The sequence below is a fragment of the Kribbella sp. NBC_00482 genome (assembly GCF_036013725.1).
Lineage (GTDB): Bacteria > Actinomycetota > Actinomycetes > Propionibacteriales > Kribbellaceae > Kribbella.
The window spans coordinates 3,414,212-3,435,128 of record NZ_CP107881.1 but is presented as its reverse complement, the minus strand read 5'-3'; the positions used below and the strand labels follow the sequence as shown (position 1 = coordinate 3,435,128).

The window sequence follows — 20,917 nt, the reverse complement described above, 5'->3', positions numbered from 1 at the left end:
GGGTGGATTCGAAGAAATCGCCCCGCGACAAGTGGATCACCGTCTACGGGCGCAAGCCCGTGCTGGAGGCGCTGCACGACCCGAGCCTGTCGGTGGCGAAGGTCGTGCTCGCCGACAACGCGACCGGCAACTCGATGCAGGAGATCCTCCGGGCGGCGGAGCGGTACGGGACGCCGGTCGAGCGGGCGACCGCCAGCCGGGTGAAGTGGCTGGCCGGAAACGGTAAGCACGACCAGGGCGTGGTCGCGGACGTGGACGCCCCCCGGATGACGCCGCTGGAGGAGTTCGTGCGGGCCCGCGGAAAACGGCCGACCAACGTTTTCCTGCTCGACGGCGTGACCAATCCCGGAAACGTCGGAATGATTCTGCGGACCGCGACCGGTGCCGGGTTCGACGGTGTGATCCTCCCCCGGGCCGGTACGCCGCACGTCGGGCCGCTCGTCATCAAGGCCTCGGCCGGCGTCGCGTTCCAGGCGCCGATCGTGAACACGTCGACGGCGAAGGCGGCGGTCGACGTACTGCGGACCGCCGGGTACCACGTGTACGGGCTGTCGGCGCGTTCGCAGGACTCGCTGTTCAAGACCGAGCTCGCCCCGCGCGCGGTGTACGTGCTCGGCGGCGAGACCAACGGCATCACGGTCGCCACCGACTCCGACCTGCAGATCCCACTGCACTCCGGCGTCGAGTCGCTGAACGTCGCCGTCGCCGCCGCGGTGGTCGCCTTCGAGGTCACCAACCGCTGACGCAACCCGCAGCTAGCCGGTGATCTTCTTGGCGAGTGCTTCGGCGGTGTCGCGGGTGTAACCGCCGGAGATCTCGACCTGGCCGCCGGTGATCGCGGACTGCACAGCCGGCGCCGCGGCCACCTCGCCGTGGACGACGATCGCCAGCAGATTCGCCGGCGGCGTCTGCTTGGCGATGCTGGCGGTCAGCTGGCCGAACAGCTTGGTGCCCTCCGGGTCGAGGTTGAGGTTCACGTACCAGGAGGTTCCCCTGGCCGGGTCGAAGCCGGCCTTCACCTCGGACACGCTGCTGCCGTCGAGCTCGACCTTGCCCAGCGTGTAGACGTTGCCCTGGTCGTCACACGCCGTACCGGCCGGCGACGGGGTCGCGCAGTGGCCGGGCTTCGAGGTGAGCACGCGGCGAAACTCCACTGCTTTGGGGTCGGACGGTTTGGTGCGGGCCGGCGGGGTGGACTCGTGCGCAGCCGGTTTGCTGTCGCCGCGGTTCAAGAACAGGACGAGGCCGGTGACGATCACTACGACGAGCAGCAGGACGAGACCGCCGACGATGAGCAGCGGACCTTTCGATCGCTGGGGAGGAACCGGCGCGTACGGCGGGAAGGGTGGTGGGCCCTGCGGCTGCGTCATGAAAGAACATGCTAGGTAATCACGAAGTCACCTTGAGCAGGCGCACGGCGAGTTCGGCGTTGCGCTGGGCGAACGGCCTCCACAACTCCGGCGTCGCCGCGACCCGAGCCCGCGCCGTCGCCTCGCCGACCGCGCGCTGCGACCAGGTGCACATCCGCCCGCCTCGCAGCTCGAATCGCACGAGTACGCCGTCCGACCACCCGTACACGTCCGCGTCCCGCGGCTCCAACCACGCAACCTTCTGCTCAGAACTGATCCACTCGAGCGCCTCGATCTCCCCCTGCACCTTCGCCGCGAACTCGTACCGCAACTCACCCGCAGCCCGGTCACGTCGTCGTACCAGCTCGCTCCGCAACGCCTCGACCGCCGCCGGTTCCTTAAGAAGTACGGCGACCGCTGTCCGCGCCAACGCGTCTCGATCCGCCGGCCCGATCCCGAACAGCCGACCGAACTCCTCCGCCGAACCGTCGCCCGCCACGGTGTACTGCAACGGCAGCACCCGATGCACACCCGAGATCGCCTGCCGGATCCGCAACCCACCTAGGTACGGCCCGAAATGCGGACCGGCACCGCTGACCGTGTGCTCGAAACGCAAGCCGGGCTTGGATCCGTCGACGAGCCGGATGTAGCCGACGACCTCCGCGCCGCCCTCGACCCGGTTCCAGCGCGGCTTGGAGTGTTCGAGCAGATTGCGTTCGAGCCATGCCGCTTCGTGTTCGGAATCGCACCAAACACCTTCCACCCGGGCGATCCGCCGTACCATCCGCTGCAGGTGCGGCCGGTCGCCGAGATTCACCCAGTACGACTGCACGCGCCGCCGCAGATTGCGGGCCCGGCCGATATACAAAACCTTCCCGGCATCATCACGGAAGCGGTACACCCCCGGACCGGCCGGCAGCTCCCGAACACTGCGGATCATCAGCCCAGTGTGCCTGGTTCGACCGGTGGAGTGACCGTCCGGTGGATAGTTTGAAACGAATGTAGGTCGGGGGTTGCGCCGGGTCCGTGGTGGAGGTCATCCTGGCGCGGTCCGAGTACCCGCAGGGGGTTGTGAGGGGACGGGTGCCGGGCTTCTGGCCTGGGGGGCTTTGTGAGGATTTCTGCCTTGTGGCTGCGCTGTGCGCTGTCCACGTTGTGCTTCGTACTGCTGCTGCCGCTTGTCACGATCACACCGGCACAGGCTGCAGTCACGCCCACCGGTTTCAGTGAGCAAGTGGCGTTCACCGGGCTGAACAGTCCGACGAACGTCGCGTTCTCACCGGACGGCCGGGTGTTCGTCGCCGAGAAGAGCGGCCTGATCAAGGTCTTCGACTCGCTCGACGATCCGACGCCCAGCGTGTACGCCGACTTGCGGACCGAGGTCTACAACTATTGGGATCGCGGGCTTCTCGGATTGGCGCTGCATCCCGATTTCCCTGCAGATCCACGGATCTACGTGCTGTACACGCACGACGGTCTGATCGGCGGGCCGACGCCGAAGTGGGGTACGCCGGACACCGACGCCGACCCGTGCCCGTCGCCGCCCGGTCCGACCGCTGACGGATGCCAGGCCAGCGCGCGACTCTCGGTGCTCAACGCGAACGGCGCCGAGCAGGTGCTCGTCGAGGACTGGTGCCAGGTGTACCCGAGCCACTCGGTCGGCTCGATCGAGTTCGGCCCGGACGGTTTCCTGTACGCCGGCGGCGGTGACGGCGGGAGCTTCAACTACATCGACTACGGGCAGGACAGCTTCCCCGCGTCCGACCTCACGCCCGACAATCCGTGCGGCGACGGGCCTGCTCCGGTCGGCGCGACGCTCACTCCGCCGACTGCCGAAGGCGGCGCGCTCCGTGCGCAGGACCTACGAACCACAGGCGATCCGACCGGTCTGGACGGCTCGATCATCCGCATCGATCCCGACACCGGACAGGCCGCGCCGAACAACCCGTTGATCAGCAGCGCCGACCTGAACGCGCGCCGGATCGTCGCGGACGGTCTGCGCAACCCGATGCGGTTCACGTTCCGGCCGGGGACGAGCGAGCTGTGGATCGGTGACGTCGGGTACGCGAACTGGGAAGAGATCAACCGCGTCGTCGTACCGGCCAAGGGCGTCACCAACTTCGGCTGGCCGTGCTACGAAGGTTCGGCCCGCCATCCCGGGTACGACGGCGCGAACGTCAATATCTGCGAGAACCTCTACGCGGCAGGCCCGTCCGCGGTCACATCGCCGTACTACTCCTATAAACACAGCGAACAGGTCGCCGGGACGTGCTCCACCGGCAGTTCGTCCATCTCCGGGCTCACGTTCTACAAGGGCGGCAACTACCCGACGGCGTACGACGGCGCGCTGTTCTTCAGCGACTACAGCCGCAACTGCGTGTGGGCGATGCTGCCGGGGAGCGACGGCCTTCCGAATCCGGCGAACATCCAGCTCTTCGCCTCCGGGTACGGCACCACTCGCCTGCAGACGGGTCCCGGCGGCGACCTCTTCACGGTCGACTACGACAACGGCCGGATCCTCCGCTACGTCTACAACGGCACGAACAATCCGCCGACCGCGGTGATCCAGGCCGACCCGTCGAGCGGGCCGACGCCGTTGACGGTGACGTTCGACGGGACCGCGTCCGACGACGCCGACGGCGATCCGCTCACGTACGCGTGGGACCTCGACGGCGACGGGGTGTACGACGACTCGACGGCTGCGACGGCACAGCACACGTACACGACCACGGGCACGGTGACCGCGCGATTGCGGGTGTCCGACGGTACGGCGAGTAGTACGACGACCACACAGATCAATGTCGCGAACACCGCACCGACCGCCTCGATCACGTCTCCTGGTCCGGCGACGAAGTGGAAGGTTGGCGACACCATCAACTTCTCGGGTACGGCGACCGACCCGGAGCAGGGCACGTTGCCGGGGTCCGCGTTGACGTGGTCGCTGATCATGCATCACTGTCCAAGTGATTGCCACACGCACACGATCACGACGTTCACCGGGGCGAGCGGTTCGTTCACGGCGCCGGATCACGAGTATCCGTCGTACCTCGAACTGAAACTGACGGCGCGGGACGCTCAGGGGCTGACGGACTCGAAGAGCGTGCGGCTCGATCCCAAGACGGTCGGGATGACCTTCGCGACCACACCGACCGGACTGCCGGTGACGGTGATCGACAAGAGCGGCAAGAGTCCGCTCGGGGTCACAACCATCGTTGGGTCGAGCGTTTCGGTGGCGACGGATCCTGTGCAGGGTGTGGCGAACCAGCTCTACCGGTTCGGGTCGTGGTCCGACGGTGGGGCGCGTGACCACAACCTGGTTGCCCCGGCGACACCGGCGACGTACACGGCCGCCTTCGCTCCGAAGCGGAACATTGCCCGCGGTCGGCCCGCTGTTGCCTCCAGCACCTATCTTGCGGGGCGTGAGGCGTCGAAGGCCGTTGACGGTTCGATGAGTACGGCGTGGTCCAGTGCGCGCACGGATCCGCAGTGGTTCCAGGTTGATCTGGGGTCCGTCCAGGTGGTCAACCGGGTGATGATGAACTGGTTGTCGACGGCGTACGCGAAGTCGTACCAGCTCCAGGTGTCCGGGAGCGGGCGTACGTGGAAGACCGTTTCTTCGACCGTGAGCGGGGACGGCGGGACGGACATCGTCACGTTCACACCAAACTACGCGCGGTACGTCCGGATGGTCGCGACAAAGCGAGCCGTTGCCGGGAGCTACTACTCGTTCTGGGAGTTCGGGGTGTACCAGGACACCGGGCCGGCCACTGGAATCGGAGGCAAGTGCATCGACGTCTACCAGGCCTCGACCACGGACGGTACGCCGACCACGCTCTACACCTGCAAGGGTGCGGTCAACCAGCAGTGGACACCCTCCATGGTGGACGGCACCGTGCGCACGATGGGCAAGTGCCTGTCCGCGCGCGGCACCGCTCTCAACACCCCCGCGGTGTTGTGGACCTGCGACAACTCCCCCGGCCAACGATGGATCCCTCAAACGAACGGGGCCTTCGTCAACGCCGCCTCGGGACTCTGTCTCGACGCTACCGGCGGCTCGACCGCCAACGGGACAAAACTGATCCTCAACACGTGCAACAGCGCCCTCAACCAGAAGTGGGTCCTGCCGTAATTCGATCGTCTGGGCGGTTGCCTCGGATCTATCGTCGTTCCCATGAGTCAGGGTTGGGTGGACGAGGGGTTCGGGGCAGTCGCGGACGCCTTTGCGGAGAACTTCTCGTTGTTTCCGGAGTTGGGTGCCGCGGTCAGCGTGTACGTCGATGGGCGGCAGGTGGTCGAGCTCTGGGACGGGGAGGCGGCGCCGGGGAGGCCGTGGGCGCGGGAGACCGTCGTACCGGTGTTCTCGTGCGCCAAGGGGCTGGTGAGTGTCGTCGTACACCTGCTGGCGCAGGAAGGGCGGCTCGACCTGGATGCGCCGATCGGTGCGTACTGGCCGGAGTTTGTTGCTGCGGGCAAGGACGCGATCACGTGTCGGATGGTGCTCGGGCATCGGGCGGGGATTCCGGTGCTGGACAAGACGTTGACGTTCGACGAGATCGCGGCGTGGACACCGGTGATCGCCGCGCTTGAAGAGCAGGCGCCGATGTGGGAGCCGGGGACGGCGTACGAGTATCACGGGCACGTGTTCGGATTCGTACTCGGTGAAGTGGTACGGCGGATCACGGGGCAACTGCCCGGGGCGTACTTCCGTACCGTCATCGGCGATCCGCTCGGGCTGCGGGCGTGGATCGGTTTGCCGGCCGCGGAGCTACCGGCGCTCGCGCGGTTGGAGGAGGTCGAGGGGCGGCCGCCGGCGCTGGATCCTGAACATCTGTTGATGCGCATCGTGACTATGAACGGGGCGCTCGAGTTCCCCGGCCTCGACGTACCTCACGGTTGGAACGACCCTGAGCTGCTCGCGATGGAACTACCTGGGGCGGGCGCGGTCGCGTCTGCTAGCGGTCTGGCCGGGGTGTACGCCGCTGCGATCACCGGGATCGACGGCTCGCCGCGGTTGCTGACGCCGGAGACGGTGGGCGATGCGGTGCGCGAGGTCTCTGCCGGCGCGGGGTTCCTGGGGTTTGACGCTGGTGCTCGCTGGGGGTCTGGATTTCTGCTGGACTCCCCTTTCCGGCCGACCCTCGGCCCACGCAGCTTCGGCAACGACGGCGCCGGCGGCCAGTTCGCCTTCGGCGACGACGAGCACGGCGTCGCCTTCGCCTACACCACCAACCGAATGCTCGGCCACGGCGACCCCCGAGCCACCCACCTGATCACAGCCCTCCGCACCAGCCTCCACTAGCAGGTTATTTCACCCCTAGCCCCCTACAACCCGCCACCACCCAAACAACCCGCCACCACGACGACATCCCTCAACCCCAGGCGACAGCCGCTCGGCCGACCACACCCCGGTCGGCTCGCCTCCCCCACCCGCTCGCCCCGCAGCCCGCCCCTCGCCGTTCGCCGTTCGCCTCGACCGCAGGCGCGCCCCTTCCGACTCGGATGGATATCCCCTGGCGTGGTGGGTTCTCCCCTCGCATACCAGTAGAGAACCCACCACAGCAGGGGATACCCCCTCCCGTGTCACCGAAGCCGCGGCGCGCTGGGGCGGGGCGTGCTCGCGCGGTGTGTGCGGGGGGAGCGGGTGCTGCGGCGCGAGGTGCGGTCGCGCGAGGTGCGGTCGCGCGAGGTGTGGTCGCGCGAGGTGTGGGCGCACGCGGTGCGGTGGGTGCGGTGGGTGCGGTGCGGGGGACGTGCGCGGGGGTCGGCGTGGGGTGTCAGGTGTGGGCGTGGGGTGTCAGGTGGTTGGGGTGGGAGGACTAGCTGTTGGTCGGTTTGGTGAGGGGGTGCCAGGTGTAGGTGGGGCCGTTGCGTCGGATGTGGCCGAGGCCGGGGAACGGGAGGTGGTAGGCGTGGATCAGGAGGTGTTCGTCGGCGGCGCGGGACAGTAGGTGGCGGCGGGTGGTGATGGAGGCGGGCGCGTCCAGGTCCCACGGGGTGGCCCAGGCTGGGTTGGTGAGTTGGAGCGGATCGTAGAAGGTGTCGCCTACGCAGAGCAGCCGTTCGCCTTGGGACTGCAGGAGGATGGCGGAGTGGCCGGGTGTGTGGCCAGGAGCGGAGAGGGTGTGTACGCCGGGCAGGATCTCCGCGTCGTACTCGAACGGCTGCAGCTTCTCGCCGAACAGCCGGATGGTTTCCCGAGCCGCCTCGAGGTGCGGTTGCGCCGACGGGAGGTCGACGGAGCCGGACCAGAACGCGACCTCCGACGCATGCACGAACGCCGTAGCCGCGGGGAAGGTCAGCTCCCCCGACCAGATCGCGCCGCGCGCATGATCCTGGTGGAGATGCGTGAACACGACCGCAGCCAAGTTCGACCGTGAGAGTCCGGCAGTAGTCATGCCGCCGTCCAACTGTCCGACGAGCGGCTCGATGTATTCGCCGTACCCGAGGAAGCTCGCCCCCAGCCCCGTGTCGATCACCGCCGTCCCGTCCGGCGTACTCACGAAGAGACAGTTGTACCCACAGGTCAGCGTCGAACGCCCCTGACACGCATCCCGCAGTACGTCGTCAGGTACGCCGGACTCAGGCGTGAAGAACTCCCCCAACCGCGGCTCGAACGGCGGCCCCGGCTGCCCGTCGCTCACCACGACACACTCCAACCGCCCAACAGAAAACCGATAGATCACCACCCCACCCTCCCACCGGGGGAGGTTTTCCGACGGTTCATGGGATGGGGTGGTGGTGTTCATTTGGGCGGGTGAGGGTCGCGGGGACTGGTTTGAGGGGAGTGGGGATGGCTCGGCGTATGTGGGTGGTTGCGGCTTCTGCTGTGGGGGCTGCTTCGTTGGTGGTCGGTTCGGTGCAGGTCGCGGCTGCGGATGAGCGCGGGCCGCGGGTGGTTGGTACGGCGACGTTGCCGGACGTGGCGCTCGGGAAGTTCTCCAACGGGCTGATCCGTGGGTCGGTGGACGACGACCGGAAGGTCGAGCTCGGTGGGATCGGGAGCGACATCTTTCCGGCCGGGAAGAGCGGCGAGTTCTGGACCGTCACGGACCGCGGGCCGAACGGGCAGATCAAGGTCGACGGCACGAACCGCCGGACGTTCCCGGTGCCGGGGTTCGACCCGGCGATCGTGAAGGTGAAGGTGTCCGGCAAGAAGCTGAAGGTGATCGACGCGATCCCGATCACGACCCGCCACGGCAAGCCGGTGACGGGACTCTCGAACCAGGACAGCCGCGACGAACTCCCCTACACGTACGACGCCTCGACGCGTCTCCCCCTCAACCCGAACGGTCTCGACACCGAGGGCATCGTCCGGGCGTACGACGGAACGTTCTGGCTCGTCGACGAGTACAGCCCCTCGCTGGTGCACGTCTCGAGCCGAGGCCAGGTGCTCGCGCGGTACGTCCCGAAGGGCCTGAACCTCACCCACGCCGACTACCCGGTGATCGAGTCGCTGCCGGCGATCTTCCTGACCCGCAAGATCAACCGCGGCTTCGAGGGCCTCGCGCAACTGCCCGGCGGCGACCTGGTGCTCGCGCTGCAGAGCCCGCTGTCGAACCCGAGCAAGAAGGTCGGCGAAGCCTCGCTGAATACGCGACTCGTGAGGTTCTCGCCGCGGGCCGGGAAGGTGACGGCGGAGTACGTGTACCGGTTCGACCCGGTCGGCGTGGTCGACCCGGGCGAGGACGACACGAGTGAGCTGAAGATCTCGTCGATCGTTGCTGCAGGCCCCGAAACGCTGCTGGTCGAGGAGCGGACCGACAACGCCGCGCGGTTGCAGCGCGTCGTACTGGGGCCGTCCGCCGACATTCTCGGCTCCAAGTGGGACGACGCGGCAACCACACCGTCGTACGAGGCATCGACCGACGTACCGGCGCTCGCGAAAACGCTCTTCCTCGACCTGAACACGGTCAAGGGCGCACCGAAGAAGATCGAGGGTGTTGCGCTGCTGCCGCACAACACCCTCGTCGTGATCAACGACAACGACTTCGGAATGACCGACGGACCGGAAGCGTTCGATGCCGACGGCAACCTGGTCGACAGCGGCATCGAAACCACCCTGGTGACGATCCGCCTTCGTTAGCGCTTGTCGCGGCAGATCGCGGTGATCCAGGTCCAGCCGAGGATCACCGCGAGGTCGAAGGCGATGATGGTGGGCCGGCTCCCGGCGCCGGCGCTGAGCCCCGCGAACGCGGCGAAGAACAGGATGCCGGTCACCACCGAGAAGCGGGCGAACGTACGGCGGCCGACCGCGCGGAAGTGTGCGCCGAACACGAAGCACGCGGCGATCAGACCGGAGAACCCGATGGTGCCGGCGACGAAATGGCCCATGCCCCGACTGCTGATCTCGGCGTAGTCGGCCGGCGTACCGACCGGGAACCCGGCGGCCGGATCCGCCGGAAACGCGGCAGCGAGTAGCAAGCCGAGTCCGTACGCCGCCAGCAGCCGTGGGCCCCACACCCGCCCGCGCACGCCGGAGGAACCGCGCACCGCCATCGTCCGGCGGAGACCGATCGCGGCCCCGATACAGAGCAGGCCGCTCACGATGAAGTTGGTCGTCTGGATCCACCCCGGCCCGCCGTTCGAGAGCAGGCTGGCGGGATGGCGGGTGATGTCGAAACCGTCGCGGGTGAACGCCTGGCTCAGCCACACCGCGACGTACAGCGGGCCGGCGACAACTCCACCGGTCAGCAACGCGCGGGTGGAGACACGGGCGACCGGGAGCGTGACAGTACTCATGGCGAACGTCCTTTCACAGAGGCGAACCGTCACCCCTGCGTCGACCGGACCGCCGCGGAATCGACACCCCTAGACGAAATAGCCCTGCGTTTTGTGATGTGGCGTTGTTCACGTCACATGGGGCGCTCGCCGGGCGTCAGGTGTTTGTTCGATGAGGGCAAACGCAAAGGAACGTCATGAGCGCAGTAGTCGAAGGATTCGCTGGAGAGATCGTCGGACCGGAAGACGCCGGGTACGACGCCGCGAGCCGGACCGTGCTGGTCGGGGGCAGCCCGGCGTACGTCCTCAGGCCGACGACCGTCGAGGACGTCCGGAAGGCTGTCGGGTACGCCGCCGGCCGCGGACTGCCGCTCGCGGTGCGCGGCGGTGGACACGCGTTCCCGGGATTCGGGACGAACGACGGCGGGGTGGTGATCGATCTCGTCAACCTGGCGGGCATCGAGCTGGTGGACAAGGACAAGCACGTCGTCCGGATCGGCGGCGGCACCACCTGGGGGCAGGTCGCGGCCGCGCTGGCGCCGCACGGGCTGGCGATCTCGTCGGGTGACACCAAGAGCGTCGGGGTCGGCGGGTTGACGCTGACCGGCGGCATCGGGTGGAAGGTCCGCAAGTACGGTCTCGCGCTGGACAGCCTGGTCGCCGCGGAGGTCGTGACCGCCGCAGGTGACGTCGTACGGGCGTCCGCCGACGAGAACCACGAGCTGTTCTGGGCGATCCGCGGCGGCGGCGGGAACTTCGGGATCGTGACCGCGTTCGAGTTCGCGGCGCACCCGACGACCGACATCCACTTCGGCAAGGTCGTGTTCCCGGCGAACGAGATCGCCGAGGTGCTGCCCCGCTGGGCGGAGTACCTGCGCACCGCGCCCGCCGAGCTGACCTCGATCGCAGCGTTCGCCAACCCGTTCCTGGGCGGTCCCGAGGCGCCGCTGGAGATCCAGGTCGCGTACGACGGTGACGACGCGGAACTCGCCGCGCAGGCAATCGACCCGATCCGCGCACTCGGCACTGTCATCGCCGACGATGTCGCGCTGACGCCGTACGCCGAGGTGCTCGTGGACGGCGTCGTACCGCCGCCCGGCATCCAGTTCGTCACCCGGAGTGCCTTTGTCGACAAGGATTCCGTGCCCGACGTACTGCGGGTCCTCGCCGAGGCCGGCACTTCGCAGGGCTCTCCGGTGATCGCCGTCCGCAGCGTCGGCGGGGCCGTGGCACAGGTCGCCGACGACGCGACGGCGTACGCGCATCGCCAGGCGGAGCTGATGTTCGTCACCATGACGGTCGGTCCGCCGCCGGTGATCGAGGCGACGCGTCCGGCGCGGGAACAGCTGTGGAACACACTGAGCCCGCACGTCAACGGCGCGTACGCGAACTTCCTGTCCGAGGCCGAAGACACTGATGTCGCCGCGGTCTATCCCGCTAAGACGTACGAGCGGCTCGCGGCAGTGAAGCGTGAGTACGATCCGGAAAACGTTTTCGCCGGCAACCACAACGTGCGGCCGGTATGAGCCCACAAGAGAGCAAGGTCTGGTTCGTCACCGGCTCGTCCCGCGGCCTCGGCCGCAGCTTCGTCGAGGCCGCCCTGTCCCGCGGGGACCGGGTGGCCGCGACGGCGCGCACGAGCCTCACCGAGTTCACCGCAACGTATGGCGACGCAGTACTCCCGCTGACTCTCGACGTCACCGACAAGGCGGCCGTCTTCGAAGCCGTCGAACAAGCGCACGCGTACTTCGGCCGCCTGGACGTGATCGTCAACAACGCGGGATACGGCCTGTCCGGAGCGGTCGAGGAACTCGACGAGACCCAACTGCGCGACCAGTTCGAGACGAACTTCTACGGTCCGCTGTGGGTCGCCCAGGCCGCCGTCCCGTACCTGCGCGAGCAGGGCGACGGTCGCATCATCCAGATCTCCTCGGTGGCCGGCCTGACCGGCCTCCCGATGGGCGGTGCCTACTGCGCATCCAAGTGGGCCCTCGAAGGACTGAGCGAAGTGCTCGCCCAAGAGGTCGCCGGATTCGGCATCAAGGTCACAGTCGTCGCACCCGGCGGCTACGCGACCGAAGGCGTCACCGGCGGAGTCCGCTCCGATCCGAACCCGCTGTACGACGACCTTCGCAACGCATTGTCGGCGTACGTCGCGTCGGCCGAGTTCGGCGATCCCGCCGCGGCCGGCCGCGCGATCCTCGAACTCGCCGACATCCCCAACCCACCACTGCGGATCTTCTTCGGAACCCAGGGCTACCCAATGCTGCAACAGGTCTACGCCGACCGATTGAAGACCTGGGAAGCCTGGCAGGACCTGGCAACCGAAGCTATGTGACCTCGTCGGTCAGCTGGGCCTCGTACGCTTCTGGGGACCAGCCGGCCGCGGTCTTGGTGACGAGTTTGGCGCCGAGACGTTCGTAGAAGCGGTAGCCGGCTGTGTTCTCCAGACGCAGACCCCAGCCGATCGTCAGCCGGTCCGGCAGCGCGTGCCGGGCCAGCTCCAGCATGAGTTTCTGTCCGACGCCGGCGTCGCGGAAATGCTCACGGACATAGAGGTCGTCCAACGCCAACTGGTCCCCGCCGACCCACAGGTACGGTCGTCGCAGCGCGGAAACATACCCCGCCGCCTCGCCGCCGGACTCCGCGATCAGGACGATCACCTCCTCGCGCCCGAGGAACCCTTGCCAGTCCTCGACGCTCGCGGTCACATAGGCGCCCTGGTCCTGATAGTCGGCCAGCTCGCGCAACATCGTCAGTACGATCTCCGCATCCGCGACCACCGCGCGGCGAATCTCAATGGGCATGGGCTTCTCCAGTCGAAGGCTTGAACGCCGGTACGACGACCAGCGCGAGGGCGGCCGCCACCGCGGCAGTGACCGCGGCGAAGGTGAATCCGCGGGTGAATCCGGTCGACACCGTCCCGGCAAGGCTCGCTGCCGCGATGCTCGACACCACAGCGACCCCGAGCGAGGCACCGAACTCGTGGAACGTGCTGAGCAGCCCGGACGCGAGACCAGCTTCCCGGTAGTCGATCTGCGCGAACGTCGTGGTCGCCGACGCCACGAAGGCGGCGCCCAGCCCGACCGTCCCCACAGTCATCCCGACCACGACCATGGCAGCACCCTCCCAGATAGCGGGGACAGCCACGCCCACCGCGGTGATCAGGAACCCGGTGATCGCGATCGGCCGCGCACCGGTCCGGCCGACGACATGCCCGGCGACCTGGGCGCCGACGATCGCGGCGATCGACACCGGCAGGAACCGCAGCCCGGTGCGCAGAGCGCCGTACTGCTTGAAGTGCTGCAGGTAGAACGAGCCCAGGAAGAACATCGAGATCATCAGCGCGGTCGCGACCAGGATCATGAAGATACCGGCGGTGACGGGCCGGCGGGTGAAGATCCGCAGGTCCATCAGCGGTGACCGTACGGTGCGCTGGACCCAGGCGAAGACGCCGTACAGAACGAGGGCTCCGGCCAGTGTGCCGAGGGTCGCGAGCGAGAGCCAGCCGCGATCGCCGGCGTTGATCAGCGCGTAGATCGCGGTACCCGTGCCGGCCGTGACCAGCAGCGCGCCCGGTACGTCGAGACGCCCCGACTGCTCGCTCGGCGTGTCGGCGGGAAGCATCCGGATGAGCAACGCGAACACGACCAGGCCGATCGGCAGGTTGATGTAGAACACCCACTGCCAGCCGGGGCCCGCGGTGAGCAGACCACCGAGCAGTACGCCGATCGCGGAACCGCCACCGCCCATCGCGGACCAGATACCGAGCGCCTTGTTGCGCTCATCGCCGGAAAACGTTTTCGTGACCACGGACAGCGCCGCCGGCGAGAGCATCGCGGCGCCGATGCCTTGCGCGACGCGGCCGCCCAGCAGGACCTCAGGCCCGTTGGCGAGACCCGTGACGAGCGAGGCCAGCGTGAACACGAGCAGGCCGGTCAGTACGACGCGGCGGGAGCCGAGCAGGTCGGCGGCGCGACCACCGAGCAACATCAGGCCGCCGAACATCAGCGTGTACGCGCTGACCACCCACGTCAGCGTCTCGCGCTGGAGGTGGAGGTCGGTCTCGATGTTCGGCAGCGCGATCGCCACCACGGTGACGTCGAGGATCAGCATGAACTGCGCGACGGCGAGCAGCCCCAGCAGTCGCCACCGCCGGGGGTCAGGTTGATTCATGATCTCGTCCTTAAGTTGAACAGCTGTGTACGGGTTATGTTCGACACCGTAACTCGTACACTGGTGTTCGACAAGAGGAACTCGTACAGTGGTGTTCGAGATCATGGAGGTCCGATGGCTGTCACCACCCGGCGCGCGGACGCGCAACGGAACATCGCGGCGATCCTGACCGCGGCGGCCGAGTGCCTGGGCCGTGATCCGGCGGTGAGTACGTCGGAGATCGCGAAGGCGGCCGGGGTCGGGCGAGTGACCCTGTACGGCCACTTCCCCTCCCGGGCCGAGCTGGTCGACGCCGTTTTCGTGCAGGCGATCGCGACCGGTGAGAAGACGCTGGGGCAGGTCGATCTGACCGGCGATCCGCGCGACGCGCTGACCCGGTTGATCGAGTCGAGCTGGCACCTGGTCGACCAGTACCGGGCGCTGCTGCTCGCGGCTCAGGACGCGCTGCCGCCCGGACGGGTGCGCGAACTGCACGCCGATCCGATGGCGCGGGTGGAACGGCTGCTCGAACGCGGCCGTACCGAAAACGTGTTCCGTACCGACCTGCCGACGTCGTGGCTGGTCAGCGTCATGCACAACGTGATGCACGGCGCCGCGAGCGAGATCCAGGCCGGGCGCATCACGTCCGACCAAGCAGCGCCGTACATCACCGCGACCCTGCTGGCCGCGTTCACTCCCCCTGAGCCGGAGTAGCTACTCCAGCCAGGTGGTTTCGAAGGTTGCGTTGGCGTGGATGTGCACCGCTTCGTAGCCGCCCGGGCCGGTGCGAAACTTGTGCGGGGTGTCGGCCGGGACGACCAGGATCTGGCCGGCCTTGCCGACGATCTCCTCGGTGCCCACGGTGAACGTCGCCGAACCACGCCGGATGATGAACGTCTCGGCGTACGGATGCAGATGCAGCCGCGGCCCGACGCCCTCCTGCGTGGTCGACTCGAGAATCAGCGAGACACCGGCGCCACCCGGCAGCTCGGTGTAGTTCTCGGTCCATTCCTCGCCGTCGTCCCGCCCGTCCGCCCGGCTGATCACCGCGGCCCCAGATTTCGCGATCTCCGTCATGGCACCCTCCTCGATCGGTCCAGCCACCGTAACGGGTGCGCGAGGTCCTTTCACATGCCTTTCGACGTACGTCGACGGGCCGCACTCAGCCCACTTGGCGGCTCGTTCGAGGCCTGGCGACACGGGCGGCGACCGGTGCGAGGCCGGAGACGACGACCGCGATGACGGCGACAGCACCCAGAGCGACCGGCAGGGACCACACGGAGGAGACCGCGCCGACCGCTGCCGGGCCGACCAAGAAACCGACGTAGGCGAGCGTGGTCACCGTGGAGATCGCTCCCGCGCGCCGCTCGGGGCCTGCCCAGGCGCCCGCCATCCCGATGATGGTCGGCGCGCAGACCGACGTACCGAGGCCGGCGACGCCGATCCCGATCAGTGCTGTCCAGGGATTGTTCGCGGTGGCCGCGACGAGCGAGCCGACGGCGGCGACCGCGCCGCCGACGACCAGGAGCTGCACCGGGCGGACCCGCGCGAGCAGAGCGTTGCCCGCGAAGCGGCCTGTCGCGGCCGCAGCGGCGAAGACTGCGGGAGCACTGGAGGCGAGGCCGGCCGCGGCGTTCAGCGAGGTGTCGAGATGTACTGCGCCCCAGCTCTGCCACGCGTTCTCGACCACGTAGGCCAGCGCGCACAGCACGCCGAACACGAGCAGCACCGGTTCGAGCCTGGTTCTCGGCTTTGCGGTGTCCGTTCTCGGGGTCCCGGTGACCTTGGTTGCTCCCGGCGCGAGGACGACCACCGCCGTGATCACGATCAGTGCCGCCACACCGGTCAGCACCGGCAGTGCGCCCACACCGGCCGCCCGGAGTCCCGCCGTACCGAGGCTCGCCACCACGACCGCGACCGAGAACATGCCGTGGGCAAGGTTCATCACCGGCCGTCCGGTGTCGTGTTCGACGTGGGATCCGGTTGCGTTGATCGCCACGTCCGTCGCACCAGAAGTTGCTCCGAGCAACAACAGTGCCGCGCTCAGCGTGACGACCGAGCCAGCCAGGGCAGGCAGTACGCAGCAGAGCGCGAAGAGCACCGTGACCACGGGAAGCACGACGCCGCCGTACCGGTCGATCAGGTAGCCGGTGAACCGCATCGACACCAGCGCCCCGAGCCCGATCATCAGCAACGCCACGCCGAGCTCACCGTCGTTCACACCGGCGCCGCCCCGGATCGCGGGCAGGACCGCTCCCCACGCGCCCCAGAACAGACCGAACGCTGCGAACCCGGCGACTGGTTTGAGCATCCGTTCACCCTAGTTGGATCCGTAGCCCCCGCTCGCGCCTAGGCTCACGGCATGGAGCTGACCAGGTCGTTCTCGGACGAGCAGTACGCACGTGCGCTCGAGTCCTGGACCTTCCTCGAACTCGACGGGTTGGTGCCGGTGTTCACGTCACCGTTCGGGGACGTGTTCTTCCAGGCGGCGGACGGGTTCTGGTGGCTGGACACGCTCGAAGGGACGCTGGAGCTCACCTGGGCGAGTGCGGACGAGTTGCGGGACGCGCTGAACACGGAGGACGGCCAGGATCAGTACCTGCTGGCCGGCCTGGTGTTCGGCGCCGCGGACCAGGGCGTCGTACCGGGTCCTGATCAGGTCTACTCGTTCACCCATCCGCCGCAGCTAGGCGGCGAGCTCACGCTCGAGAACGTCGAGGTTCTGGACTTCGTGGTGTCGCTCAACATCCTCGGGCAGATCCACAGCCAGATCCGCGACCTGCCGCCCGGTACGCCGATCTCCGGGATCACGATCAGCTGAGGATTAGGGTGTGGCGCATGCCGTTGTACTCGTTCGAAGGTAAGCGTCCGACCGTCCATCCCGACGCGTGGATCGCGCCGACCGCGACGCTGGTCGGCGACGTGGTCGTCGAGGCCGGGGTGTCGATCTGGTACGGCGCGGTGATCCGGGCCGACCTGGGCACGATCACGATCCGCGCCGGGGCGAACATCCAGGACAACACCGTCATTCACGTCGGCCACAACGGCTGCGAGATCGGCCCGAACGCGACGGTCGGTCACCAGTGCCTGGTCCACGACTGCACGATCGGCGAGCAGGCGCTGGTCGGGAACGGCGCGATCGTGCTGGACGGCGCGGTCGTCGGCAAACGCTCGCTGGTCGCCGCCGGCTCCACGGTCACGCCGGGCGCGGTGATCCCGCCGGAGTCGGTCGCGATGGGCAGCCCCGCGAAGAAGATCGTCCCGCTGGACGGCACCGCGAAACTCTTCGTGGACCACAACGCCGCCGTCTACCACGCCCTCGCAGAACGCCACGCCGCAACCGTCGAACTCATCGAGGACTGACTTTCATGATCGACGACTTCGCCAAGGGCTACCTGCACGACAGCCTGCGCTGGGTCCGCGAATCGCTCCTGACGAAGGTCGAGGGCCTGTCCGAGTACGACGTACGCCGCCCGCTCACCCACACCGGCACCAACCTCCTCGGCCTGATCAAACACCTCACCATCACCGAGGCCCGCTACCTCGGGGAGATCTTCGACCGCCCGTACGCCGACCCGCTGCCGAGCTTCACCGACCCCCGCTACGCGAACCGCGACCATCTGTGGGTCACCGAGCACGAGTCGCGCCAGCAGATCCTCACCAACTACCGCCGCGCCTGCGAACACGCCGACGCGACCATCGACGCCCTCCCGATCGACGCCCGCGCCACCGTCCCGTGGTGGCCGCGCCCCGACGTGATGCTGTTCAACGTCATGGTCCACGTCCTCACCGAATCCAACCGCCACGCCGGCCACGCCGACATCCTCCGCGAACAACTCGACACCACCACGAACAACGATCCCGACACCGACTGGACCACCCACCGCAACCAGATCGAACGCGCCGCCCGCGCCGCCACTTCCCGCTGATCCCCACCCGGCCGCTCCGCCCGCTCCGCACCTCTCGACCCGACGCCCCCGGCCCACGCCTACGCGCCGCCCATTGCACAGGTTCTCGGGGCATTGCACCTGTTATTGCCTGTTCACTGCCCCCACCACGCCGGCGGACCCCAACAACAGGCCGCGTTCACGCCCCCAGACACGCCCACCCCCACCATCATTTGATGGGTTAGCCAGCCAAGTGCGGGGTTCGCCACCCTGGTTAAGGGTGTGGAACCCCGTACTCGACTGGCTAACCCATCAAATTCGATGGCTGACCCAGCAAATGCGGTCGGCCGAGGGCGGGGCCTGGGTGGCGGTGGGTGGGCGGCGGTGGGTGGGCGGCGGTGGGTGGGCGGCGGTGGGTGGGCGGCGTGGGGTGGGGCTCAGTTTCGCCAGGTGTAGCGGCGTTCTGGGCGGCCGGTGGTGCCGTAGCGGAGGGTTACTTCGGCTTGGCCTTGGGTGGTGAAGAACTCGAGGTAGCGGCGGGCGCTGACGCGGGAGATGCCGACTTTTTCGGCGCACTCGGCGGCGGAGAGGTTGTCGGGGGTGGCGCGGAGGGCGGCGGTGACGAGGTCGGCGGTTTCCTGGCTGAGGCCTTTGGGGAGCCGGTTGACCAGTTGGCGGGCGGGGGCCAGGACCCGGTCGACGTCGGCTTGCGAGGTGACCTGGTCGGGGACGCTGGCGCGGCGCCGGGCGTACTCGCGGAGCCGCGCCCGGAGGTCCTCGAAGCCGAAGGGTTTCAGCAGATAGTTCACGACACCTTGCCGCACAGCCCCGCGGACGGCGTCGGCCTCGCGAGCGGCCGTGATGACGAGGATGTCGACGTCGGGCTGGACGGCGCGCAGGCGGGCGATCAGGTCGAGACCGAAGACGTCGGGGAGGTAGAGATCCAGCAGGATCAGATCGGGATGGTGTTCGGTCAGCGCCGCCACGGCCTGGTCGCCGGAGTTCGCCGTACCGACGACCTCGAAGCCGTCCACGCGATCGACGAACCCGCGGTGGATGCGGGCCACCATGAAGTCGTCGTCGACGACCAGGACCGTGATCATCGGGCTCCTTCCGGCGTGCGTTGGGTGGACATCCGGGCGACGAACGCGGCACCGCCCTCGGTGAGGTTGGTGACCGCGACTTCACCGCCGCGACGCCGGCAGATCAGGCGGGTCATCGCGAGACCGATCCCGCGTTCGCCCTCGGCTGCTGCCTTCGTGGTGAAGCCGTGCGCGAACACCTCCTGCGCCAGCTCAGGTGCGACGCCGGGTCCGGAGTCGCGGACCACGATCTCCACGCTCGTCGCGTCCTGCCTGAGTTCGACCTCGACCCACGCAGGCGACAGCGGCGTACCGGACTGCGCCGCCGCGTCGACGGCGTTGTCGACCAGGTTGCCGAGGACGGTAGCGATGTCGGCGGAAAGCGCTGGATCGAGGCGCAGCAGCGTGGTCCGCTCGGACACCCGAAGCTCGACACGGCGTTCGGCCGCGAGCGACGACTTCGCCATCAGCAGCGCGGCGACCGTGGTGTCGTGAACCCGCCGGGTCACGGTCAGGTCGAGCGATTCACGGTAGCGGTTGAGCGCACCGACGTACGTGACCACTTCGTCGTACTCCCCGATCTGGATCAGTCCCGAGATCGTGTGCAGCTGGTTCGCGAACTCGTGCGTCTGCGCCCGCAGCAGCTCAGCGGACGAACGGAACGACCCCAGTTCGCGCTCCAGCTGTGCCAGCTCGGTCCTGTCCCGCAGCGTGGTGACCGATCCGAGCGACCGCCCGTCCTTCAGCACCTCCATCCGGTTCATCACGAGCACCCGCCCACGTCGTACGACGACCGCGTCGCGCGCCTCGTCCTCGCCGGACAGCACCTCTCGCAGCCGGCCTTCGACGCCCAGCTCGCGCAAGGACTTTCCCACTGCGTTCGAGGGGAGATCGAGGAGTCGCCGACCGACGTCGTTCACCAGCGTGACGCGTAGATGCGGGTCCAAGGCAACAACTCCCTCGGCAAGCCCGTACAGCATGGCTTCCCGGTGCTCCGCCAGTCCCGCGATCTCCCGCGGTTCGAGCCCGAGCGTCTGCCGCTTGATCCGCCGGGCGAGCAGCCACGACCCGAGAAGTCCCAGTACGCAGGCGATTCCGAGATAGATCGCCAGGTACGACGATGCGCCGCGCAACCGCTGCAGTACGGACGGAGCGCGCTCACCGACCATCACGGTGCCGATGTGGTCGCCGAGCGTCCCGTCCAGCTTGCCGTTCTCGTCCCTGCCTTCGCTCAACACCGGAACCTGGGCTACCAGCTCCGTCCCACCGTCGCCCCGCAGCTGACCCGACCAGCCGCGACCTTCCGCGACCGCCGGGATACCGAGTGTGAGCTGCGTTCCGATCAGCGTCGGATTGGTTGCCGCGATCACCTTTCCCTCGGCGTTCGCGACCGTGATCGAGGTGACGCCGGACTGCGCGAGGTTGGTCTGCAGCGTGGGCGCAAGCATCTCCGCAGGCGCCGGATTGCGAATGTTGAACCGCAGCGCGGGGTTCGACGACAACTGCTCGGCCAGCAAGGTGACCCGGCGGCCTTCGACCCGGTTGAACGTGGAGGCCGACTGGGCGAGCGACACCGCGGCGACGGCGACGAGCACGATCACGACGATCGCCAGCTGCAGCACCAGCAGCTGCCCGGCCAGGGTCGGACGCCTTCTCAGCCTCGTCATAGTCACCTCCTCGCTCGCATCGGGCTCTGCCGCATGATCACCGCTCCAGCGGCCAAGTG

Annotated in this window: 20 protein-coding genes; 10 read left to right on the top strand and 10 right to left on the bottom strand. The window is 68.1% G+C overall.

Going from position 1 to position 20,917, the window contains the following annotated elements:
* Positions 1-2: 2 nt before the first annotated feature.
* A complete protein-coding gene (locus tag OHB24_RS17005) occupies positions 3-743 on the top strand; it encodes a TrmH family RNA methyltransferase (RefSeq protein ID WP_327640003.1) in 741 nt (246 codons plus the stop codon).
* A 12-nt stretch (positions 744-755) separates the two neighbouring features.
* On the opposite strand, the gene OHB24_RS17000 is transcribed toward OHB24_RS17005, so the two are convergent.
* Positions 756-1,370 carry a SecDF P1 head subdomain-containing protein gene (locus tag OHB24_RS17000; protein ID WP_327640002.1) on the bottom strand — a complete coding sequence of 205 codons (615 nt, stop codon included), beginning with the start codon at positions 1,368-1,370 and terminating at the stop codon, positions 756-758.
* Positions 1,371-1,389: 19 nt separating this feature from the next.
* Positions 1,390-2,289, bottom strand: coding sequence for a GIY-YIG nuclease family protein (locus OHB24_RS16995; RefSeq protein WP_327640001.1), 900 nt, complete (start codon positions 2,287-2,289; stop codon positions 1,390-1,392).
* A 171-nt stretch (positions 2,290-2,460) separates the two neighbouring features.
* Between OHB24_RS16995 and OHB24_RS16990 the strand changes: the two genes are divergently transcribed.
* Both OHB24_RS16990 and OHB24_RS16985 read left to right on the top strand, forming a co-directional pair.
* On the top strand, positions 2,461-5,478 hold the full coding sequence (locus OHB24_RS16990; protein WP_327640000.1) for a PQQ-dependent sugar dehydrogenase: 3,018 nt from the start codon (positions 2,461-2,463) through the stop codon (positions 5,476-5,478).
* A 42-nt stretch (positions 5,479-5,520) separates the two neighbouring features.
* On the top strand, positions 5,521-6,648 hold the full coding sequence (locus OHB24_RS16985; protein ID WP_327639999.1) for a serine hydrolase domain-containing protein: 1,128 nt from the start codon (positions 5,521-5,523) through the stop codon (positions 6,646-6,648).
* A 517-nt stretch (positions 6,649-7,165) separates the two neighbouring features.
* On the opposite strand, the gene OHB24_RS16980 is transcribed toward OHB24_RS16985, so the two are convergent.
* Positions 7,166-7,990 carry an MBL fold metallo-hydrolase gene (locus OHB24_RS16980; RefSeq protein ID WP_327639998.1) on the bottom strand — a complete coding sequence of 275 codons (825 nt, stop codon included), beginning with the start codon at positions 7,988-7,990 and terminating at the stop codon, positions 7,166-7,168.
* Positions 7,991-8,139: 149 nt separating this feature from the next.
* Between OHB24_RS16980 and OHB24_RS16975 the strand changes: the two genes are divergently transcribed.
* On the top strand, positions 8,140-9,432 hold the full coding sequence (locus OHB24_RS16975) for an esterase-like activity of phytase family protein (RefSeq protein ID WP_327639997.1): 1,293 nt from the start codon (positions 8,140-8,142) through the stop codon (positions 9,430-9,432).
* Here the strand turns inward: OHB24_RS16975 and OHB24_RS16970 are convergent.
* Positions 9,429-10,088 carry a DUF998 domain-containing protein gene (locus tag OHB24_RS16970; RefSeq protein WP_327639996.1) on the bottom strand — a complete coding sequence of 220 codons (660 nt, stop codon included), beginning with the start codon at positions 10,086-10,088 and terminating at the stop codon, positions 9,429-9,431. The genes OHB24_RS16975 and OHB24_RS16970 overlap by 4 nt on opposite strands.
* Positions 10,089-10,264: 176 nt before the next feature.
* Between OHB24_RS16970 and OHB24_RS16965 the strand changes: the two genes are divergently transcribed.
* On the top strand, positions 10,265-11,593 hold the full coding sequence (locus OHB24_RS16965) for an FAD-binding oxidoreductase (protein ID WP_327639995.1): 1,329 nt from the start codon (positions 10,265-10,267) through the stop codon (positions 11,591-11,593).
* Positions 11,590-12,405, top strand: coding sequence for an SDR family NAD(P)-dependent oxidoreductase (locus OHB24_RS16960; protein ID WP_327639994.1), 816 nt, complete (start codon positions 11,590-11,592; stop codon positions 12,403-12,405). Before OHB24_RS16965 ends, OHB24_RS16960 begins: the two co-directional genes overlap by 4 nt.
* Here OHB24_RS16960 and OHB24_RS16955 read toward each other — a convergent pair.
* Both OHB24_RS16955 and OHB24_RS16950 read right to left on the bottom strand, forming a co-directional pair.
* The gene (locus tag OHB24_RS16955) at positions 12,398-12,874 is read right to left on the bottom strand and encodes a GNAT family N-acetyltransferase (protein ID WP_327639993.1); all 477 of its coding nucleotides are present in this window, start codon (positions 12,872-12,874) and stop codon (positions 12,398-12,400) included. The two genes, OHB24_RS16960 and OHB24_RS16955, sit on opposite strands and share 8 nt — an antisense overlap.
* Complete coding sequence (locus OHB24_RS16950; RefSeq protein WP_327639992.1) at positions 12,864-14,243, bottom strand: MFS transporter; 1,380 nt, start codon at positions 14,241-14,243, stop codon at positions 12,864-12,866. Before OHB24_RS16950 ends, OHB24_RS16955 begins: the two co-directional genes overlap by 11 nt.
* A 114-nt stretch (positions 14,244-14,357) precedes the next feature.
* On the opposite strand from OHB24_RS16950, the gene OHB24_RS16945 reads away from it, so the two are divergent.
* Positions 14,358-14,936, top strand: a complete 579-nt coding sequence (locus OHB24_RS16945) for a TetR/AcrR family transcriptional regulator (RefSeq protein WP_327639991.1) — start codon at positions 14,358-14,360, stop codon at positions 14,934-14,936.
* Here the strand turns inward: OHB24_RS16945 and OHB24_RS16940 are convergent, their stop codons facing one another.
* Positions 14,937-15,299: a cupin domain-containing protein gene (locus tag OHB24_RS16940; protein WP_327639990.1), complete on the bottom strand. Its 363-nt coding sequence runs from the start codon at positions 15,297-15,299 to the stop codon at positions 14,937-14,939.
* A gap of 85 nt (positions 15,300-15,384) precedes the next feature.
* A complete protein-coding gene (locus OHB24_RS16935) occupies positions 15,385-16,533 on the bottom strand; it encodes an MFS transporter (protein WP_327639989.1) in 1,149 nt (382 codons plus the stop codon).
* Between the two features lie 51 nt (positions 16,534-16,584).
* Here OHB24_RS16935 and OHB24_RS16930 point away from each other — a divergent pair, with 51 nt between their 5' ends.
* From OHB24_RS16930 to OHB24_RS16920, 3 genes are read left to right on the top strand one after another with little or no spacing between them, the layout of a single operon-like run.
* Positions 16,585-17,043 carry a T6SS immunity protein Tdi1 domain-containing protein gene (locus OHB24_RS16930; RefSeq protein ID WP_327639988.1) on the top strand — a complete coding sequence of 153 codons (459 nt, stop codon included), beginning with the start codon at positions 16,585-16,587 and terminating at the stop codon, positions 17,041-17,043.
* A 17-nt stretch (positions 17,044-17,060) separates the two neighbouring features.
* Positions 17,061-17,585 carry a gamma carbonic anhydrase family protein gene (locus OHB24_RS16925; protein ID WP_327639987.1) on the top strand — a complete coding sequence of 175 codons (525 nt, stop codon included), beginning with the start codon at positions 17,061-17,063 and terminating at the stop codon, positions 17,583-17,585.
* A gap of 5 nt (positions 17,586-17,590) precedes the next feature.
* Positions 17,591-18,151: a DinB family protein gene (locus tag OHB24_RS16920; RefSeq protein ID WP_327639986.1), complete on the top strand. Its 561-nt coding sequence runs from the start codon at positions 17,591-17,593 to the stop codon at positions 18,149-18,151.
* A gap of 395 nt (positions 18,152-18,546) precedes the next feature.
* Here OHB24_RS16920 and OHB24_RS16915 read toward each other — a convergent pair whose 3' ends face one another.
* The gene (locus tag OHB24_RS16915) at positions 18,547-19,212 is read right to left on the bottom strand and encodes a response regulator (RefSeq protein WP_327639985.1); all 666 of its coding nucleotides are present in this window, start codon (positions 19,210-19,212) and stop codon (positions 18,547-18,549) included.
* Positions 19,209-20,858, bottom strand: coding sequence for a sensor histidine kinase (locus tag OHB24_RS16910; RefSeq protein WP_327639984.1), 1,650 nt, complete (start codon positions 20,856-20,858; stop codon positions 19,209-19,211). The genes OHB24_RS16915 and OHB24_RS16910 overlap by 4 nt, the downstream gene beginning before the upstream one ends.
* Positions 20,859-20,917: the final 59 nt, after the last annotated feature.

What these genes read in the sequence shown, in the direction of transcription:
- OHB24_RS17000 (WP_327640002.1), bottom strand. Translation starts at nt 1,370, where the DNA reads ATGACGCAGCCGCAGGGCCCACCACCCTTCCCGCCGTACGCGCCGGTT.
- OHB24_RS16995 (WP_327640001.1), bottom strand. Translation starts at nt 2,289, where the DNA reads ATGATCCGCAGTGTTCGGGAGCTGCCGGCCGGTCCGGGGGTGTACCGC.
- OHB24_RS16985 (WP_327639999.1), top strand. Translation starts at nt 5,521, where the DNA reads ATGAGTCAGGGTTGGGTGGACGAGGGGTTCGGGGCAGTCGCGGACGCC.
- OHB24_RS16975 (WP_327639997.1), top strand. Translation starts at nt 8,140, where the DNA reads ATGGCTCGGCGTATGTGGGTGGTTGCGGCTTCTGCTGTGGGGGCTGCT.
- OHB24_RS16970 (WP_327639996.1), bottom strand. Translation starts at nt 10,088, where the DNA reads ATGAGTACTGTCACGCTCCCGGTCGCCCGTGTCTCCACCCGCGCGTTG.
- OHB24_RS16965 (WP_327639995.1), top strand. Translation starts at nt 10,265, where the DNA reads ATGAGCGCAGTAGTCGAAGGATTCGCTGGAGAGATCGTCGGACCGGAA.
- OHB24_RS16960 (WP_327639994.1), top strand. Translation starts at nt 11,590, where the DNA reads ATGAGCCCACAAGAGAGCAAGGTCTGGTTCGTCACCGGCTCGTCCCGC.
- OHB24_RS16955 (WP_327639993.1), bottom strand. Translation starts at nt 12,874, where the DNA reads ATGCCCATTGAGATTCGCCGCGCGGTGGTCGCGGATGCGGAGATCGTA.
- OHB24_RS16950 (WP_327639992.1), bottom strand. Translation starts at nt 14,243, where the DNA reads ATGAATCAACCTGACCCCCGGCGGTGGCGACTGCTGGGGCTGCTCGCC.
- OHB24_RS16945 (WP_327639991.1), top strand. Translation starts at nt 14,358, where the DNA reads ATGGCTGTCACCACCCGGCGCGCGGACGCGCAACGGAACATCGCGGCG.
- OHB24_RS16940 (WP_327639990.1), bottom strand. Translation starts at nt 15,299, where the DNA reads ATGACGGAGATCGCGAAATCTGGGGCCGCGGTGATCAGCCGGGCGGAC.
- OHB24_RS16935 (WP_327639989.1), bottom strand. Translation starts at nt 16,533, where the DNA reads ATGCTCAAACCAGTCGCCGGGTTCGCAGCGTTCGGTCTGTTCTGGGGC.
- OHB24_RS16930 (WP_327639988.1), top strand. Translation starts at nt 16,585, where the DNA reads ATGGAGCTGACCAGGTCGTTCTCGGACGAGCAGTACGCACGTGCGCTC.
- OHB24_RS16925 (WP_327639987.1), top strand. Translation starts at nt 17,061, where the DNA reads ATGCCGTTGTACTCGTTCGAAGGTAAGCGTCCGACCGTCCATCCCGAC.
- OHB24_RS16920 (WP_327639986.1), top strand. Translation starts at nt 17,591, where the DNA reads ATGATCGACGACTTCGCCAAGGGCTACCTGCACGACAGCCTGCGCTGG.
- OHB24_RS16915 (WP_327639985.1), bottom strand. Translation starts at nt 19,212, where the DNA reads ATGATCACGGTCCTGGTCGTCGACGACGACTTCATGGTGGCCCGCATC.
- OHB24_RS16910 (WP_327639984.1), bottom strand. Translation starts at nt 20,858, where the DNA reads ATGACGAGGCTGAGAAGGCGTCCGACCCTGGCCGGGCAGCTGCTGGTG.